This window comes from Nocardia araoensis NBRC 100135 (assembly GCF_000308435.1).
GTDB lineage: Bacteria > Actinomycetota > Actinomycetes > Mycobacteriales > Mycobacteriaceae > Nocardia > Nocardia araoensis.
Genome location: NZ_BAFR01000038.1, coordinates 1 through 17,728, shown reverse-complemented (window position 1 = coordinate 17,728; position 17,728 = coordinate 1). Strand labels below are relative to the sequence as shown.

Genomic DNA, 17,728 nt, shown 5'->3' with positions numbered 1-17,728 from the left:
ATATCGCTTCGGAGAACGAGGCGGAGGCCGGCCGGGTCCGCGCCGTCGACTTCCGCGGCGCCGACGTCATCCTGACCATCGAACTGGACGGCACCGCCACTCCCATTCTGGTACGCCGGGCGAGCGTCGCGGCTCCCGTCACCGGGCAGCGGGTTCGCCTGGAAGTGATCGGCTCGGCGGTGGCGTATGCCGAGCCGAACGAAGCCGCCTGAAGCGGGCGCCCGGAGTCGTCACGACCACGCGCCTCGGTGCTCGGCAGTGAACCCGAGCACCGAGGACATTCGGAGCGAGCGGCGGGAATTGAACCCGCGTAAACGGCTTTGCAGACCGTTGCCTAAACCACTCAGCCACGCCCGCCTCGACGTAGATAGTGCCCGCGTCGGATGCCTCGGCCCACCATTGCGCTCACGGTGATCCGAAGCCTGGCCGGATGCCCCCGCCCTCCCGCGGTGGCATGGAATGATCGGAACATGTCTCGGCCACGCCCGCTTCCGAACGACCCGATCGAGGAGGCCCACCGCCAGTGGGTCGGCCACGGCTGGGGGGACGTCGCCGACGGCATGGCGGCGGTGACGTCGCTGGTTCGGGCTCAGCAAATCGTGATGGCACGCGTGGACGAGGCGCTGAAACCCACGGGATTGACCTTCTCCCGCTACGAGTTGCTCATGCTGCTCAGTTTCAGCAAAACCGGCGCGCTGCCGATGGCGAAGGCCAGCGCGCGCTTGCAGGTGCACCCCACCAGCGTCACCAACACCGTGGACCGGCTGGAGGCGGCGAAACTCGTCGAGCGGGTGCCGCATCCCAGCGACCGCCGCGCTACCTTGATCGAAATCACCGACGCCGGACGGGAATTGGTGGCGAAGGCGACCGAGGAGCTCAACGCGAAGGTCTTCGCGCTCCCCGGACTCCCACCGGAACGATTGCACACCCTCCTGCAACTGCTCGCCGAATTCCGACACGCCGCGGGCGACTTCGACACCGCGGAGGGAACGGCGCGCTGGTCGGCCACGGCCGCAGACTGATTCGACGTACCGGTCGGTCGAATACCACTGCCGACCGACCGGGGGATGACATTCCGGCATCCAACCGGCGAATTGCCGGGCACGCCGTCTTGGCAGCGGAACGGAAAAGGTCCACCATGTAATTCATGGTGCTGGTCTTGGGTGTATCGGCGGGCGCTGGCGGCGCTCACGCGATGCTGACACACTCCGATCAGCCACACCTACCCCCGATCGATAGCTGCGAAGTGCCGCGGCGGGCGGGCGGTGGCGTGGAGGAATCGGTGCTCGAGGCGATCCGCCGGATGAACGGCGCCGCCGACCGGCGCGACGAGCTCATCTCCGGCACGGCGGTGACCTGCCGCTGTCCGCTGCACGCCGAAGCGATCCGCGCCCTCGCCGGCGGACGAAACCTGACCATCGTGGACGAACCGCTCGCTCAGCTGCGCTACCTGCGCTTCACCGGACAACTGCCGGACAGCGGCTCGGTGATCCTCTACGACCTGGGCAGTTCCGGACTGACCATCACCCACGCCGATTGCCGCACCGACACCATCCTGTCCAGCAAACGCAGCACCGTCCTCGGCGGCGACGGCTACGACGCGCTGTTGCGCTGGCGTCTGGCCCGCGACGGCGTGCTCACCGATACGCCGACCATCCGGCGCCATCGCGAGGAACTGAGCGAGGCCAGGGTGGTCACCGCGATCGACGACGACACCGGCGACCGGGCCGTGGTCACCCGCAGCGACCTCGCCGAACTGTGCGCGGCGGGCATCCATCACTCGGTGTCGTTCGTGCGGCAGATCATCGACGAGACGGGCGTGCGACCCGAGGCCATGGTGCTGCTCGGCGGCTGCACCCGCAGTCCCAGCATTCGCGCCGAACTGGCCGAACACATCGACCTGCCGATCGTCTACGACCCCGAACCCGACTTCGTCTCCGCGCGCGGCGCCGTGCTGCTGGCCGCCGAACGAAGGGGCGGCGACGTCCGGATGGCACGGCTGCGCGCCGGAGCCACTCTGGTCCCGGCCACCGTCGACCGGCGCAAACTCTTCGCGGCGGCGGCGGTCACCGTCGCGCTGGGCGCCACCATCGCGGGACTGCTCGCCACGGACGACGACGCGCCCCCACCGGACGGGAACAGGGTGCCCGCGGAGATCGTCGCGCCCACGCTGGGGCACACCGGATAACCCGCCCGGCCGAGCGATACGGCCGGGCGGCAACCGGCGTCAGCGGTTGGTGAACTTCGCCGGACGCTTCTCGACGAAGGCGCTCATGCCTTCCTTCTGGTCCTCGATCGCGAAGAGCGAGTGGAACACCCGCCGTTCGAAGCGCAGGCCCTCGGCCAGCGTGGTCTCGAACGAGCGGTTCACCGCTTCCTTGGCGATCATGGCGACCGGCAACGACATCCCCGCGATGGTCTCGGCCACCTCGAGTGCGGTGTCGAGCAGTTCCGCGGCGGGCACGATCCGCGAGACCAACCCCGCCCGCTCGGCCTCCTCGGCGTCCATGTTGCGGCCGGTGAGCACCAGATCCATGGCCTTGGCCTTGCCGATCGCGCGGGTCAGGCGCTGCGAACCGCCGATGCCGGGGATGACGCCGAGCTTGATCTCCGGCTGCCCGAACTTGGCGGTGTCGGCCGCCAGCAGGATGTCGCAGATCATGGCCAGCTCACAGCCGCCGCCCAGCGCGTAGCCCGCCACCGCCGCGATGGTGGGCTTGCGGAACTGCGCCAGCCGGTCCCAGCGGGCGAAGTAGTCGTTCATGAACATGTCCATGTACGACTTGGGCTGCATCTCCTTGATGTCGGCTCCCGCGGCGAAGGCCCGCTCCGAGCCGGTGATCACGATGGCCCCGATCTCGTCGTCGTGCTCGAGCTCGTCGAGCGCGGCGATGACGTCGTCGAGGACCTGCGCGTTCAGTGCGTTCAGCGCCTTCGGGCGGTTCAGCGTGATCCAGCCGACCCGGCCCTTGCGTTCCAGCAGAATCGTCTCGAACTCACGCCCGCCCGTCTCCCGGCCGCCACCCCTCACGGAGTCGCTTCGCGATGCATCCATTTTCAGGCACCCTCTTTGTCGGAACGGCTACGGATATCGGTGACGATAGCCGAGAAGTCCCGCCCGGCGTCCGTCTGGTTGAACCGGTCGTAGATCGCGGCGGCGAGCAATCCGAGCTGTCCGTCGACGTTGTTCTCGCGCAACGCGTTCGCGGCCAGGCCCAGGTCCTTCGACATGAGCGCCGTCGCGAAACCGGGCTGGTAGTCGTTGTTGGCCGGACTGGTCGGCACCGGGCCCGGAACCGGGCAGTAGCTGGTCAGCGCCCAGCTCTGGCCGGAAGCCGTGGAGACCACGTCGAAGAAGGACTGATGGCTCAGGCCCAGCTTCTCGCCCAGGACCAGCGACTCCGACAGCGCGATCATCGACACGCCGAGCAGCATGTTGTTGCAGATCTTCGCCGCCTGTCCGACGCCGGAACCGCCGCAGTGCACGACCTTGCCGCCCATCACCTCGAGCACCGGCAGCGCGTCGGCGAAGTCGTCGGCGACGCCGCCGACCATGAAGGTCAGCGTGCCCGCCGCCGCGCCTGCGACACCGCCGGAAACCGGTGCGTCCAGCGCGCGGTGCCCGGCGGCGGTAGCCCGTTCGGCTGCCGCCTTGGCATCGGCCACGTCGATGGTGGAGCAGTCGATGAACAGTGTGCCCGGCGCGGCGACCGGGAGCAGCTCGGCGTACACGTCGAGGACGAGTCTGCCGTTGGGCAGCATGGTGATCACCGTCTCGGCCGCGGCGGCCTCGGTGGCCGAGCCCACCACGACCGCCCCGTCACGCTCGGCCTGCTCCCGCGCCGCGGGCACCGGGTCGAAGGCGAGCACCTCGTAACCCGCCCGCACCAGATTGGCCGCCATCGGCCCGCCCATGTGGCCGAGGCCGAGAAAACCGATTCGCTTGCTCATCACGCCACCTCCGGGGCCCGCAGACCCAGTTCTCGATCACCCAACTCGGCGAAGTATGCGTCCACCTGCGCGTCCGTGACCGCGTCCAGGGTCGCGGGCGACCATCGCGGATCGCGGTCCTTGTCGATCACCTGGGCGCGAATGCCCTCCACCAGATCGTGCGAGGACAGCGACGCGATGGACACCCGGTACTCCTCGTTCAGCACCGCCTCCAGACTCGGTGCGGTGCGCGCCGCCCGCAGCGAGCGCAGCGTGACCTTCAGCGCCACCGGCGATTTGGCCAGGATCTCGGTGGCCGCCGCCCGCGCGTCCGGCGACTCGTGCGCATGCAACCGCGCAACGATCTCCTCCACGGAATCGGCTGCGTAGCAAGCGTCGATCCAGTCCTGTCCGGCGGCGAGCGCGGATTCCGGTGCGTCCGTGGCGAATTTGGCAATCGCGATGTCGGCGCTCTCCGTGCGCAACGTCTCCAGCAGGGCGGGCAGATGCTCGGAAGCGACGAAATAGTCGGCGAAGCCCGCGGCGATGGCGTCACCCGCGCTCATGCGGGCGGTGGTCAGCGCGACGTGCGTGCCGATCTCGCCCGGCGTGCGCGCGAGCAGGTAGGTGCCGCCGACGTCCGGGACGAAGCCGATACCGACCTCGGGCATGCCGATCTTGGACCGCTCGGTGACGATGCGGTGGCTGCCGTGCCCGGAGAGTCCGACGCCGCCGCCCATCACGATGCCGTCCATGATCACCACGTACGGCTTGGGGTAGCGGCCGATCAAGGCGTTGAGGACGTACTCGTCGCGCCAGAACCGTCCGGTGGCCGAATCCGCCGTGTTCGCACCGCTTTTGGCGTCGGCATGGATGGCGACGATGTCGCCGCCCGCGCACAGGCCGCGCTCGCCCGCGCCGGTGACGACGACGGTGCGCACCGCGTCGTCCTCGGCCCACTCGCCCAGCGCGTCGGTGATGGCGAGGGCCATCGAGTGATTCAGCGCGTTGATGGCCTTGGGCCGGTTCAGCGTGATCAGGCCGAGCCCGTCGCGCTGTTCGAGCAGAACTTCATCCTCGCTCATGCTGTGTCCTTTCCGGCATGAGCGGGGCCCTGCGTGGTCACGCTGCGCTGCCTCCTCCGGGCCTGACCGCTCATGCCGCTCCTACCAGTGAGCGGGCGACGACCACCCGCATGATTTCGTTGGTGCCCTCGAGGATCTGGTGCACTCGCAGATCCCGGACGATCTTCTCCACGCCGTATTCGGTCAGGTAGCCGTAGCCGCCGTGCAGTTGCAGTGCCTTGTTGGCCACCTCGAAGCCCGCGTCGGTGGCGAAGCGCTTGGCCATGGCGCACAACTCCACCTTGTCCGGCGCGTCGGCGTCCAGCGCCGCGGCGGCCCGCCACAGCAGCGTGCGGGCGGCCTCCAATTCGATGCGCATATCGGCGAGTTCGAATTGCAGCGCCGGATTCCGCAGCAGCGGCTTGCCGAACGCGTGCCGCTCGGCGAGATACGGCACCGTCTTGTCCAGCGCCGCCTGCGCGCCGCCGACCGAGCACGCGGCGATGTTGAGCCTGCCGCCGTTGAGCCCGTTCATCGCGATGCGGAAACCGTCGCCCTCCGCGCCGAGGCGGTTGGCCGCCGGGACCCTGGCATCGGTGAAGATCACCTGCCGGGTCGGCTGCGCGTTCCAGCCCATCTTCTTCTCGTTGGCTCCGACGGAGATACCGGGAGTGTCCGCGGGCACGATGAATGCCGAGATCCCGCGCGCTCCCGCGTCACTGGTCCGCGCCATGACGACGTAGACGTCCGTGGCGCCCGCGCCGGAGATGAACTGCTTGGCGCCGTTGAAGACGTAGTCGTCACCGTCGCGCACGGCCTTTGTGCTCAACGCCGCCGCGTCGGAGCCGACGCCCGGCTCGGTGAGCGCGTAACTGGCCAGCAGTTCCATCGCGGTCAGCCGGGGCAGCCAGCGGTGGCGCTGCTCGTCGTCGCCGTAGCGGTCGATCATCCACGTGGCCATGTTGTGGATGGAGATGTAGGCGGCGATGGCCGGGCAGCCGGTGGCCAGCTGCTCGAAGATGCGCACGGCGTCGAGCCTGCGCAGGCCCGAACCGCCCACGTCCTCGCGCACGTAGATGCCGCCGAGGCCGAGCGGGCCCGCCTTGCGCAGCACGTCCACCGGGAAGTGCTTCTGCTCGTCCCATTCCAGCGCGTTCGGGGCGAGGAATTCGTCGGCGAAGCCGCGCGCGGTGTCGCGGATCGCCTTCTCGTCGTCGTCGAGTGCGAACATTCGCGTCAGTCCATCGTCGGGATGACGAACGCGTTGCTCTCCTTCAGGCCGGAGGGCCAGCGCTGCGTCACCGTCTTGGTCTTGGTGTAGAAGCGGATCGAATCCGGACCGTGCTGGTTCAGGTCGCCGAAGCCGGAACGCTTCCAGCCGCCGAAGGTGTAGTACGCGATCGGCACCGGGATCGGCACGTTGATGCCGACCATGCCGACCTGCACGCGCGCGGCGAAATCGCGCGCGGTGTCGCCGTCCCTGGTGAAGATGGCGACGCCGTTGCCGTACTCATGCTCGTTGGCCAGCCGCAGCCCCTCCTCGTAGTCCTTGGCGCGGACCACGCTGAGCACCGGGCCGAAGATCTCCTCGCGGTAGATCCGCATCCGCGGGGTCACCTTGTCGAACAGCGTCGCGCCGACGAAGTAGCCGTTCTCGGCGCCCTCGACGACCAGGCCGCGGCCGTCCACCACCAGCTCGGCGCCCTCATCGATGCCGATCTGGACGTAGTTGTTCACCCGGTTCACGCCGTCCTGGCCGACCAGTGGCCCGTAGTCGGCGCCCGGGTCATCGGAACGACCGACGTTGAGCTTGTGCACGCGCTCGGTCAGCTTGGCCACCAGGCGATCGGCGGTCTCCTCGCCGACGGGGACGGCCACCGAGATGGCCATGCAGCGCTCGCCCGCGGACCCGTAGCCCGCGCCGATCAGCTGATCGGCCACGTCGTCGAGGTCGGCGTCCGGCATGACGATCGCGTGGTTCTTCGCGCCGCCGAAGCACTGGGCGCGCTTGCCGTTCGCGGTCGCGGTCTCGTAGATGTACTGCGCGATGGGGGTCGAGCCGACGAAGCCGACCGCCTTGATGCGCGGATCGTGCAGCAGCGTGTCGACGGCTTCCTTGTCGCCGTTCACCACGTTGAACACACCGGCGGGCAGACCGGCTTCGAGGAACAGCTCGGCCAGCCGCAGCGGCACCGAGGGGTCGCGCTCGGACGGCTTGAGCACGAACGCGTTGCCGGTGGCCAGCGCCGGACCGGCCTTCCACAGCGGGATCATGGCCGGGAAGTTGAACGGCGTGATGCCCGCGACCACGCCGAGCGGCTGGCGCATCGAGTACACGTCGATGCCGGTGCCCGCCCCCTCGGTGTACTCGCCCTTGAGCAAGTGCGGGATGCCGGTGGCGAACTCGATGACCTCCAAGCCCCGCTGGATGTCGCCCTTCGCGTCGGCGATGGTCTTGCCGTGCTCGGAGGACAGCAGGGCGGCCAGCGAGTCCATCTCGTCCTGCACCAGGGTCAGGAACTTCATCAGCACGCGCGCCCGCTTCTGCGGGTTGAACGCGGCCCACACCGGCTGCGCCGCCTCGGCATTCGCGATGGCCGCCTCGACCTCGGACTTGCTCGCCAACGGCACCCGCGCCTGCACCTGGCCGAGGTTGGGATCGAAGACGTCGCCGAAGTTGCCGGACGTGCCCGGCACATGCTGTCCGCCGATGAAATGGGTGAGTTCGCGAACCATGCCAGTCCTGTTCTCGTAGCGATCGGGACACCGCGGTGCGGTATGCGGTCATCCTATAGTTGGACGTCCAAGCATTGGCAGTGCCCGGGGCTCGATGTGATTCATCCCACGCCCCCGTGCCAGGCCGCACGGAACCCGCCTACAGCATGCGAATGACCTACCTGTGCGATACCGGAACCGCAGGCTCGGCTTCCTTCTCCCGCCGTGGCCGCGCCAACCGGAACGCGCCCACCGCGAGCGTGATCGCACCGATCGCCACGACCACCGCCGCGGCGCCGAGCGAGTCACCGGTCCATTCCGAGACCGCCTCCCCCGCCGCCACCGCGATGGCCACACCACCCCCGATGACGAGCACCGCCGAGCGCTGGGTCGCGTACAACGCGAAGCAGACCACGGCGATCACCGCCGTGATGCCGTAGGCCCAGGTGCGGCCACCGATATCGAGACTCTGCGCCGCCGCGACGGAGGTGACCATCGCGATCAGGTATCCGACCCGGATGTCGACGAGGGCGCCGATCCTGGTCAGCGCGAACCACCCGGCGCCGAGCAGCAACACCGCCACGCAGGCCCACGTGTCGTCGAGGCCGAACACTTCGGTCAGCACCCCCGCGACGGCCGCGGGCACGAAGCAAGCGCAGACGAGCATACCGAGAACGGAAGGCAATGCGAGGTAACCGAGTACCGCGATCACCGCCCCCGCCGCACACGCGAAAACCCAAGCGGCATCGCCTCCGTCGAGCGCGGTGCCGACGGATCCGGCGAGCGCGACGGAACCCAGCGCGAACAGCACGGCCGCCAGCCTCGCGCGGGGGCTCTGCGCGCCTCTGCGGCCGGATGGCACCCCCGCGAGCAGCACTCCCCCGAGCAGCAGGCCTGCCGCCACGACGGCGAGCACGCCGACCCGGACCGGCCGGTCGAGCGCGTCCCAGGACGAGGCCGCCATCAGGGCGATCCCGCCGAACAGCAGACCGGCGCCGACGTACGCGGCGATCTCGGCGAGCACCTTTCCGCGCGCGGACGCCGCGGCCCGCTCGACGTCCAGTGCCGCGAGCACCGCATCGGCCTGGCCGCGGGTCAGCACGCCGTCGGCGACCAGCCGCCCGATCGCGGCTTCCGCTCTGCCGTCGCTCACCATGCGCCCAGTATGTCCGAGTCCGCCGCCATGACAACACGATCGGCCGCGCGACCAGGTCGACGCCGACCGAAGTTCCAGGTCACCCACTCGCGGAAACGCAGTTGCGGCCGAAGCGCGCGCGACCCGCCGCCAGTGGCTGGCCATGTGATGCCAGTCACCGTAGGCTTAGTTTGACGTCCTAGTATCGGGCGCCAATGGAATCCCCGGAGGAATCCCAGTGGCCGACAGCAGCGCGCTCTACCCGCCCACCCATCCCGTTCGCTTCGTCACCTCGGCGGCCCTGTTCGACGGGCACGACGCGGCGATCAACATCATGCGCCGCATCCTGCAGAGCCAGGGCGCGGAGGTGATCCATCTCGGCCACAACCGCTCGGTCAGCGAGGTGGTCGACGCCGTGCTCACCGAGGACGCCCAGGGCGTCGCGGTCAGCTCCTATCAGGGCGGCCATGTCGAGTACTTCGAATATCTCGCGGACGCCTTGCGGAAGGCCGGAGCCGAGCACGTGCGGATCTTCGGTGGCGGCGGTGGCGTGATCGTGGCGGAGGAGATCGCGCGGCTGGCCGCGTCCGGCGTGACCATCTTCTCCCCAGAGGACGGACAGCGACTCGGCCTGCCCGGCATGATCAATCAGCTGATCCGCGCCTGCGACATCGACCTCGCGGCCGAGCCGCCCGCGCCGGACGCGGTGCTCGCGGGCGAGCGCGCCGCCCTGGCGCGCGCCATCACCTGTCTGCAAGCGGACGCGCTGCCGGAGGCCGACCGGCGCAAGCTGGCCGACGCCGCGGCGGCGCGAACCGTGCCGGTGCTCGGCATCACCGGGACGGGTGGCTCCGGAAAGTCCTCGCTCACCGACGAATTGGTGCGCAGGCTGCGTTCGGACCAGCAGGACAAGGTGCGGGTCGCGATCCTCGCGGTGGACCCGACCCGGCGGCGCGGCGGCGGCGCGCTGCTCGGCGACCGCATCCGGATGAACGCTCTCGACGGCGAGCACGTCTTCTTCCGCTCGCTGGCCACCCGCGGCGGACACGAACTGCCCGCCAACATCGATCTCATCGTGGCCGCGTGCAAGGCGGCGGGATACGACCTGGTCATCCTGGAGACGCCCGGCATCGGCCAGGGCGATGCCGCGGTGATCGACCACGTCGACGTGTCGGTGTACGTGATGACGCCCGAGTTCGGCGCCGCCTCCCAGCTGGAGAAGATCGACATGCTGGACTACGCGGACGTGGTGGCGATCAACAAGTTCGAGCGCCGCGGCGCCGCGGACGCGCTGCGTGACGTGGCCAGGCAGCTGATCCGCAACCGGGAGGAGTTCCACGCCGCGCCGGAGGACATGCCGGTCTTCGGCACCAGCGCGGCGACGTTCAACGACGACGGGGTGACCGCGCTGTACCAGCACCTGACCGGGCTGCTCGCGAACCACGGCCTACGACTGGAGCCCGGCGCGCTGCCCCGGGTGGACACTCGCGCGTCCACCCGGTTCGCCCAGCTCATCCCGCCCGCGCGAGTGCGCTACCTGGCCGAGATCGCCGAGACCGTGCGTGGGTACCACGCCGAGACGGCCGCCCAGGTCGCCGCCGCGCAACGGCTGCAACGCCTCGAGCAGGTCGCGGCCGAACTGCCCGACGACACCGCCGTCGCCGACCTGGCCGAACGCGCCCGTGCCGACCTCACACCCGCGAACGCAGCGCTGCTGGCGGAGTGGCCCGCCCTCGCCGAGTCCTACCGTGGGGAAGAGCAGGTGGTCCGCGTACGGGACCGGGAGATCCACACCTCACTGCGCCGGGAAACGCTGTCGGGCAACTCGATTCCGCGCGTGGCGCTCCCGCGCTTCACCGATCACGGTGAGCTGCTGCGTTTCCTGCGCGCCGAGCATCTGCCGGGACGCTTCCCCTTCACCGCCGGAGTGTTCCCGTTCAAACGCGACAACGAGGACCCGGCGCGGATGTTCGCCGGCGAGGGCGACCCGTTCCGCACCAATCGCCGGTTCAAGGTGCTGAGCGAACACTCCGACGCGAAAAGGCTGTCCACCGCGTTCGATTCGGTGACGCTCTACGGACACGATCCCGCCGAGCGACCCGACATCTACGGCAAGGTCGGCACGTCCGGCGTGTCGATCGCCTCGCTCGACGACATGAAGGTGCTCTACGACGGTTTCGACCTGACCGCGCCGACCACCTCGGTGTCGATGACGATCAACGGCCCCGCGCCGACCATCCTGGCCTACTTCCTCAACACCGCGATCGACCAGACGCTGGACCGCTTCACGGCCGAACAGGGACGGCCGCCCACCGACACCGAGGCGGCCGACCTGCGCGCCCGCACGCTGGCGACGGTGCGCGGCACGGTGCAGGCCGACATCCTCAAGGAAGACCAGGGCCAGAACACCTGCATCTTCTCCACCGAGTTCAGCCTGCGCATGATGGCCGACATCCAGGAGTGGTTCGTGCGCAACGGCGTGCGCAATTTCTACTCGGTGTCGATCTCCGGCTACCACATCGCCGAGGCGGGCGCGAACCCGATCAGCCAGCTGGCCTTCACCCTGGCGAACGGATTCACCTACGTGGAGGCGTATCTCGCGCGCGGCATGCACATCGATGACTTCGCGCCGAACCTGTCGTTCTTCTTCTCCAACGGGATGGATCCGGAGTACTCGGTGATCGGCCGGGTGGCCCGCCGCATCTGGGCAGTCGCCATGCGGGACCGCTACGGCGCCAACGAGCGGTCGCAGAAGCTGAAGTACCACATCCAGACCTCCGGCCGGTCGCTGCACGCGCAGGAGATGAACTTCAACGACATCCGCACCACGTTGCAGGCGCTGATCGCGATCTACGACAACTGCAACAGCCTGCACACCAACGCCTACGACGAGGCGGTCACCACCCCCACCGAGGAATCGGTGCGGCGCGCGCTGGCCATCCAGCTCATCATCAACCGGGAGTGGGGTGTCGCGATGAACGAGAACCCGCTGCAGGGCAGCTTCCTGATCGACGAGCTCACCGATCTGGTCGAGGAGGCGGTGCTGGCCGAGTTCGAGCGGATCAGCGAACGCGGCGGCGTGCTCGGCGCGATGGAGACCGGCTACCAGCGCGGCAAGATCCAGGACGAGTCGATGCGCTACGAACAGCGCAAGCACGACGGTTCGCTGCCCATCATCGGCGTGAACACCTTCCGCAACTCCCACGACGAGCCGCACCGAGAGCTGGAACTCGCGCGCGGCACCGAAGCGGAGAAGCAGTCCCAGCTGCGGCGGGTACGCGAGTTCCAGCAGCGCAACCGGGATGCCGCCCATGCCGCGCTCGCCCGGCTCGAAGCGGTCGCCCGCACCGACGACAACATCTTCGAGGTCCTGATGGACGCTGCCCGCGTGTGCACGTTGCAGCAGATCACCGACACGTTCTTCACCGTCGGGGGTCAGTACCGCCGCAATGTGTGAGGCGGTCGCGGATTCCGCGCTCACCACGCGCCGGGCATGTGACAATCGCCGAGCAAACCTACGGCGCGGTTGGGACGGCAGACATGGAGCTATCGGGAATCCGGATCATCGACGCACACATCCACCAGTGGGATCCGTTCACCACACCGCGGGATTTCAGCGCCCTGGCGAAGCTTTTCCGGTTCCTGCCGGTGCCGGTGGACGCGGCGAAGCGCCTCGCACCGCGACGGGACCGGGAGTTCGTCGGCGATCCGGTCGCCTACCTGCGGCCGTACCTGCCGTTCGACTACCGCGCCGACGCCGGGAACGCGCCGATCGAGGTGATCGCGCACATCGAGGTCGAATGGTCGCAACCGGGACCGCTCGGGAAGGCCGGGGAGACCGCCTGGGTGGCGGGACTGCCACTGGAATCGGCGCCGCGGCTGGGCGCGATCCTGGCGGGCGGCGACCCGGCCGACCCGGGTTTCGCCGAGTTGCTCGACGCGCACGCGGCCGCGTCACCGCTGCTGCGCGGTATCCGCACGATGGTCGCCCATCATCCCGATCCCGGGGTGCGGTCGTTCACCGACGCGCCCGGCAAGCTCGCCACCAAGGAATTCCTGGACGGCTTCGCACGGCTGGCCGAACGTGGCCTGTCATTCGAGGCGTGGGTGTACTCGCACGCCATTCCGGACGTCACCGCGCTGGCCGAACGCTATCCCGAGGTGCCGATCGTACTGAACCACCTCGGCACGCCCGCGGGGATCTTCGGCGCGGTGGGCAAGCACACCGGCACCCACCCCGGGCTGCGCAGGCAGTTGCTGGTGCGGTGGCGTGACGACCTCGCCGCACTGGCCGCACGCCCGAACGTCGTCGCGAAGGTGAGCGGACTGATGATGCCGATCCTGGGCCATCCGATCCCGCCGCGCGGCACGCCGACGCCGGTGCCGCAGTTGCTCGACCGGATCGGCCCGCTGGTCGAACACGCCTTGGACGTCTTCGGCGCGGACCGTCTCATCTGGGGATCGAACTTCCCCGTGGACAAGCCCGTCACCAGCATCGCGAACAGCATCGACGCGATCGCTACCGCCGTCACGGGCCACGGCGGCGGGCCTGCCGAACTCGAGCGGATCTTCCGCGCCACCGCGCAGCGCGTGTACCGGATCGCCGACTGAGCCGGTTGTCGGTGCGCGCGGCTACCAGCGGCTCCGACCGCACGAACGAGTTCTGCCTGACCGTGCCCGGCAGCGCGCACCGGCGACCTCGCAGGCATCACGGGCACGGGCGGGCTGCACATGGACGCCGACGGCGCGCACCACATCTGTTCGACTACGAACTGGGGTGAGCCGCCCGAGCCAATTGCGCGGTGAGGGTATCGCGGGCGGTCGCCAATGACGGCCCGTACCAGGTGAGGGCGCGCCCCTCCACCAGCGCGACCGGTATGTCCGGGAATGCTTCGGGGCCGTCGGTTTCGGTGAAGACATAGGGCTCGTCGGGAAGCACCGCGAGATCGACGCCTTCGATCAACTCGGCCTGCGTGACGCGCGGATAGCGGTCGGTGCGATCGGCGTGTACCAGTCGCAGCCCCAGACGACGGGCGATGTCACCGGTGAAAGTGTTCCGCCCGACCACCATCCACGGATCGCGCCAGACCGGGATGACGGCGGCGCGCGCCGGTCCGGGCGGTGGTGCGGCCCAGGCGGATCGGGCCTCGGTGAGCCAGGCCGGGATGTAGACGCCGAGCGCTTCGCCGCAGAGCCGGGCGAGGGAGTCCATGGCCTCGTCGACGGTCTCTATCTTGGTGACCCACACCGGAATCCCTGCCGCGCGCAGGCGTTCGACGTCGAGGCGGCGGTTCTCCTCTTTGTTGCACAGCACCAGGTCGGGGGCGAGCTCGATGATGCGACGCACATCCGGATTCTTGGTCCCGCGGACCCGCTCGACCGTCAAATCGACCGGGTGCGTGCACCATTGTGTGGCGGCGATCAAGACGTCCGGACAAGTGCGCGCCACCGTCTCGGTCAGCGATGGAACGAGCGACACCACCCGGCGCGGGGGTGTGCGGAGATCCACCGGGGCGCCGAGGTCGTCGCGGGGCGACCCGGCCGCTGGGCTCTTTCCTGCCACACTGTCAGCCTATAACAGCAGATTCGCGCAGGTCAGCTGCCTTTTTCAGGCGAAGTGAGAGCATCTGCGACGAGCCGGTCGCGCACAGAGACGTCCGACAAGTTCGGTGCAAGGGCAGCGTCCGGGCGTAGCTGGGGCAGTTCCGTGCAAGATCGCGCGGCGCGACACTGAACAGTGGCACCCGGCGTCGGGAAGTCTCCGGTCCCTTCGCTCCGCCGGTATCGATCCCGCCCCGACAGACCGGCGGTAACCGACAGCCCCGACGCTGGGTGCCAACCAACGTCAGCGGTCGAACCGCCGATAGAGCGCGGTGAGATCGCGCAGGCCCGTCGCGGCCACCGTCTCCTCCGCCGAGGTCATCCGCAGCGCCTTGCGAAGAAGCAGCGGGTCCAAATCCTCCAAGGCCGCTCGGAATTCGACCGCGGGCAGGTCCGGCAGCGAAACGCGCTCACCGTACGGATCGTCGGAAACAGTGGGTCGCGGCTCGCGTTCGATGCCGCCGATCAGGGTGTCCAGGTCCAGGCCGCGCAGGGTCAGGATCTCGCGCGGGTGTTCGTCGAGCCGCTCGGCCAGCAGGTAGCAGACCGCCGCCACGTGTTTGCACGGCCAGCCCGGGTCCGGGCAGGTGCAGGTGAAATCCAGGTCCGCCGCGGTGCTCGGCAGCAGCAGCGGGCCGAGCCCGGTGGGCAACGCGCCCGAGGCGATCTCGGCGAGCATGCCCGGGGCCGAACGGATGGTCTCGATGAGCAAGTCGAGTTCGTCCTCGCGCAACGGGCGCACGGTGAACACCGCCGTGAACGGGCGTGGCTGGCTGCCCTGCACTTCCGCCGTCACCGCGCCCGGCTCGATCCGGTAGTTCACCACCTGGCCGGACCTGGCGTAGTTGCGCCCACGCGCCAACCGGCCCGGCTCCGCCATCCGCTCGACCGATTCCACCAGCGCCTTGCCCCACCAGGTACGGCCGAAAGAGCCGCGCCTGCTGCGTGCTTCCACTCCGCCGCGCACCGGCACCTTCTTGCCGTACTCGGAGTAGTCGACGAAAGGACTCATTCGCCCACCGCCGCCGCACCGAGGGCGAACAGATCGCGCAGTTCGTCGGTGCTCAGTTCGGTGATCCAGTTCTCCCCCGCGCCGACGGCCAGGTCGGCGAGCTGCCGCTTGCCGTTGATCATCTCGTCGATCCGCTCCTCGATCGTGTCCACGCACACCAGCTTGCGCACCTGCACGTTGCGCTGCTGGCCGATGCGGAAGGCGCGGTCGGTGGCCTGGTTCTCCACCGCGGGATTCCACCAGCGGTCCAGGTGCACCACGTGATTGGCGGCGGTGAGGTTGAGCCCGGTGCCACCCGCCTTGAGCGACAACAACATCAGCGGCGGGCCGTCGGGCGCCTGGAAACCGGTGACCATCGCGTCGCGCTTCTTCTTCGGCACGCCGCCGTGCAGGAACGGGATCGCGGCGCCGAATCGCTCGGCGAGGTAGGGCGCGACGAGCTCGCCGAATTCGCGGAACTGCGTGAACAGCAACGCTTTCTCACCGTCGGCCAGCACCGCGTCCACCACGTCTTCGACGAGGGCGAGTTTGCCGGAGCGGTGTGTCCCTCGGTGCAGCACGCTCGACCCGTCGCCCAGGAAATGCGCCGGGTGGTTGCACACCTGCTTGAGCCGGGTGAGCGCACCGAGCACCGCACCCTTGCGCGCCATACCTTTCGCGTCCTTGATCTTGGCCAGCATGTCGTCCACGACCGCCTGGTAGAGGGCGGCCTGCTCGACGGTGAGATTGGCCCGCACCGTCATCTCCAGCTTCTCCGGCAGGTCGCTGATCACCGTGGGGTCGGTCTTCACCCGGCGCAGCACGAACGGCTGGGTGAGCCAGCGCAGGCGGCTGATCGCGTTCTGGTCGCGCTCGCGTTCGATGGGCACCGCGAAGCGGGCGCGGAACGACTGCGGACTGCCGAGCACCTTCGGCATCGCGAAATCCATGATGGAGCGCAGCTCTTCCAACCGGTTCTCCACCGGAGTGCCGGTGAGCGCCAGTCGATGTCGCGCGCGCAGCGACCGCGCCGCCCGCGCCTGTCGCGTCCCCGCGTTCTTGATGTGCTGCGCTTCGTCCAGCACGACACGGTCCCAGTGCTGTCTGCCGAGTTCCTCGGCGTCGCGCGCCAGCAGCGCGTAGGTGGTGATCACCAGATCCGCGGCGGCGACCGTCTCGTCGAGTTCTCCGCCTGCCCGCCGGCCCGCGCCGTGGTGCACCCACACCCGCAGGTCGGGCGCGAACCGCTCCGCCTCGCGCTGCCAGTTGCCGACCACCGACATCGGGCACACCAGCAAGGTGGGCCCCGGCTCGGCCTCCGCGTTCTCGCGCTCGTGCACCAGCAGGGCGAGCACCTGGACGGTCTTGCCGAGTCCCATGTCGTCGGCCAGGATCGCCCCGCAACCCATCCGGCTCATGGTCGCCAGCCAGGCCAGCCCGCGTTCCTGGTACGGGCGCAGCTCGGCCTTCAGCCCGACCGGCGCGGCGACCGCTTCCGGCTGCCGAGTGCGGTCGAGCAGGTCCCCGGCCCATCCCGAGGCGGTGACTTCGGTGATCGGCACCTGCGGCACCCGGGAGACCGCGATCTCGCCGAGCATGTCCGCGAAGGTGATCGGCGAGTCGTCGGCGTGCGCGGCGACGTACTTGGCCGCGGCGGCCAGCGCCTTGTGATCGGCCTGCACCCATTGCCCACGCAACTGGACGAGATCGGATTTGGCGCGCACCAGGCGTTCCATCTCGGCCGTGGTCAGCACCATGCCGCCGAGCGCGAGTTCCCAGCGGTAGGAGACCAGACCGCGCAGACCGACCGTGCTCTCCGCGGCGGGCACCGCGCTCTCCACACGCAACCGCATACTCGGCTCGGCGACACTCCAGGCGCGCGGGAGCAGCAGTTGAACCCCTGCGGCGTGCAGGGCGTGCACGCCGTGCGCGACCAGGTCGAGCACCACTTCGGTGGGCAACAGCAGATCCATGCTGTGCGGATCGCTCGGCAGATCGCGCAACCTGGGATACGCCCGCTGGGCCGCGCCGAGCTTGTCCACCGCGATCCGGACCAGATTCGGGTCGTCGTGCAGCGGAACGGTTCTGGGCGCCTCACCGGTGAGCCGCAGGCACACCTCCAGCCGCCACAGCGCCACCGACTCGTCGACGACGCCGAGGTCGCCATCCGGTTCCAGCAGGCGCAGCACCAGTTCCGGCTCGTCACCGGTCAGGCTGGCCCGCCAGCGCTCCAGCACCTCGGCGACCTGATAGCTGCCGTTGTCCAGCGGAGCGTCCCCGACCAGGGCGGCC

At 69.3% G+C, this 17,728-nt stretch carries 14 protein-coding genes and 1 tRNA gene; 5 read left to right on the top strand and 10 right to left on the bottom strand.

The features are described 5' to 3' along the window. On the top strand, nt 1-212 hold a 212-nt coding region (locus ON21_RS05755), incomplete at its 5' end, for a TOBE domain-containing protein (protein WP_039796309.1). A 73-nt stretch (nt 213-285) separates the two neighbouring features. On the opposite strand, the gene ON21_RS05750 is transcribed toward ON21_RS05755, so the two are convergent. Beyond that, nucleotides 286-357: transfer RNA gene (locus ON21_RS05750), tRNA-Cys, on the bottom strand. Between the two features lie 113 nt (nt 358-470). Between ON21_RS05750 and ON21_RS05745 the strand changes: the two genes are divergently transcribed. Together ON21_RS05745 and ON21_RS05740 are read left to right on the top strand one after the other, a co-directional pair. Next, the gene (locus ON21_RS05745) at nt 471-1,022 is read left to right on the top strand and encodes a MarR family winged helix-turn-helix transcriptional regulator (RefSeq protein ID WP_039796308.1); all 552 of its coding nucleotides are present in this window, start codon (nt 471-473) and stop codon (nt 1,020-1,022) included. 125 nt (nt 1,023-1,147) lie between these two features. Then, nucleotides 1,148-2,188 carry an Hsp70 family protein gene (locus ON21_RS05740; RefSeq protein ID WP_039796307.1) on the top strand — a complete coding sequence of 347 codons (1,041 nt, stop codon included), beginning with the start codon at nt 1,148-1,150 and terminating at the stop codon, nt 2,186-2,188. A gap of 39 nt (nt 2,189-2,227) precedes the next feature. Here ON21_RS05740 and ON21_RS05735 read toward each other — a convergent pair whose 3' ends face one another. The 6 genes from ON21_RS05735 to ON21_RS35620 form a co-directional block, all read right to left on the bottom strand. Further along, complete coding sequence (locus ON21_RS05735; protein ID WP_051020388.1) at nt 2,228-3,055, bottom strand: enoyl-CoA hydratase; 828 nt, start codon at nt 3,053-3,055, stop codon at nt 2,228-2,230. 2 nt (nt 3,056-3,057) lie between these two features. After that, nucleotides 3,058-3,951, bottom strand: coding sequence for a 3-hydroxyisobutyrate dehydrogenase (gene mmsB / locus ON21_RS05730; protein WP_039796306.1), 894 nt, complete (start codon nt 3,949-3,951; stop codon nt 3,058-3,060). Continuing rightward, a complete protein-coding gene (locus ON21_RS05725; protein ID WP_039796305.1) occupies nt 3,951-5,015 on the bottom strand; it encodes an enoyl-CoA hydratase/isomerase family protein in 1,065 nt (354 codons plus the stop codon). The genes mmsB and ON21_RS05725 overlap by 1 nt, the downstream gene beginning before the upstream one ends. A gap of 70 nt (nt 5,016-5,085) precedes the next feature. Then, on the bottom strand, nt 5,086-6,225 hold the full coding sequence (locus ON21_RS05720; protein ID WP_039796304.1) for an acyl-CoA dehydrogenase family protein: 1,140 nt from the start codon (nt 6,223-6,225) through the stop codon (nt 5,086-5,088). Nucleotides 6,226-6,230: 5 nt separating this feature from the next. Continuing rightward, on the bottom strand, nt 6,231-7,730 hold the full coding sequence (locus ON21_RS05715; RefSeq protein WP_039796303.1) for a CoA-acylating methylmalonate-semialdehyde dehydrogenase: 1,500 nt from the start codon (nt 7,728-7,730) through the stop codon (nt 6,231-6,233). A 157-nt stretch (nt 7,731-7,887) separates the two neighbouring features. Beyond that, on the bottom strand, nt 7,888-8,865 hold the full coding sequence (locus tag ON21_RS35620; protein ID WP_051020387.1) for a DUF2157 domain-containing protein: 978 nt from the start codon (nt 8,863-8,865) through the stop codon (nt 7,888-7,890). Between the two features lie 217 nt (nt 8,866-9,082). Between ON21_RS35620 and icmF the strand changes: the two genes are divergently transcribed. Both icmF and ON21_RS05700 read left to right on the top strand, forming a co-directional pair. Beyond that, nucleotides 9,083-12,301 carry a fused isobutyryl-CoA mutase/GTPase IcmF gene (gene icmF, locus ON21_RS05705; protein ID WP_039796302.1) on the top strand — a complete coding sequence of 1,073 codons (3,219 nt, stop codon included), beginning with the start codon at nt 9,083-9,085 and terminating at the stop codon, nt 12,299-12,301. Nucleotides 12,302-12,384: 83 nt separating this feature from the next. Next, the gene (locus ON21_RS05700) at nt 12,385-13,455 is read left to right on the top strand and encodes an amidohydrolase family protein (protein WP_039796301.1); all 1,071 of its coding nucleotides are present in this window, start codon (nt 12,385-12,387) and stop codon (nt 13,453-13,455) included. 154 nt (nt 13,456-13,609) lie between these two features. Here ON21_RS05700 and ON21_RS05695 read toward each other — a convergent pair whose 3' ends face one another. From ON21_RS05695 to ON21_RS05685, 3 genes are all read right to left on the bottom strand, one after another. Next, nucleotides 13,610-14,407 carry a helical backbone metal receptor gene (locus ON21_RS05695; protein ID WP_051020386.1) on the bottom strand — a complete coding sequence of 266 codons (798 nt, stop codon included), beginning with the start codon at nt 14,405-14,407 and terminating at the stop codon, nt 13,610-13,612. A 282-nt stretch (nt 14,408-14,689) separates the two neighbouring features. After that, entirely contained in the window at nt 14,690-15,457 is a 768-nt protein-coding gene (locus ON21_RS05690; protein WP_039796299.1) for an SWIM zinc finger family protein, read from the bottom strand. Further along, nucleotides 15,454-17,728, bottom strand: a 2,275-nt coding sequence (locus ON21_RS05685; RefSeq protein WP_039796298.1) for a DEAD/DEAH box helicase, incomplete at its 5' end; no start/stop codon positions are given. The genes ON21_RS05685 and ON21_RS05690, both read right to left, overlap by 4 nt.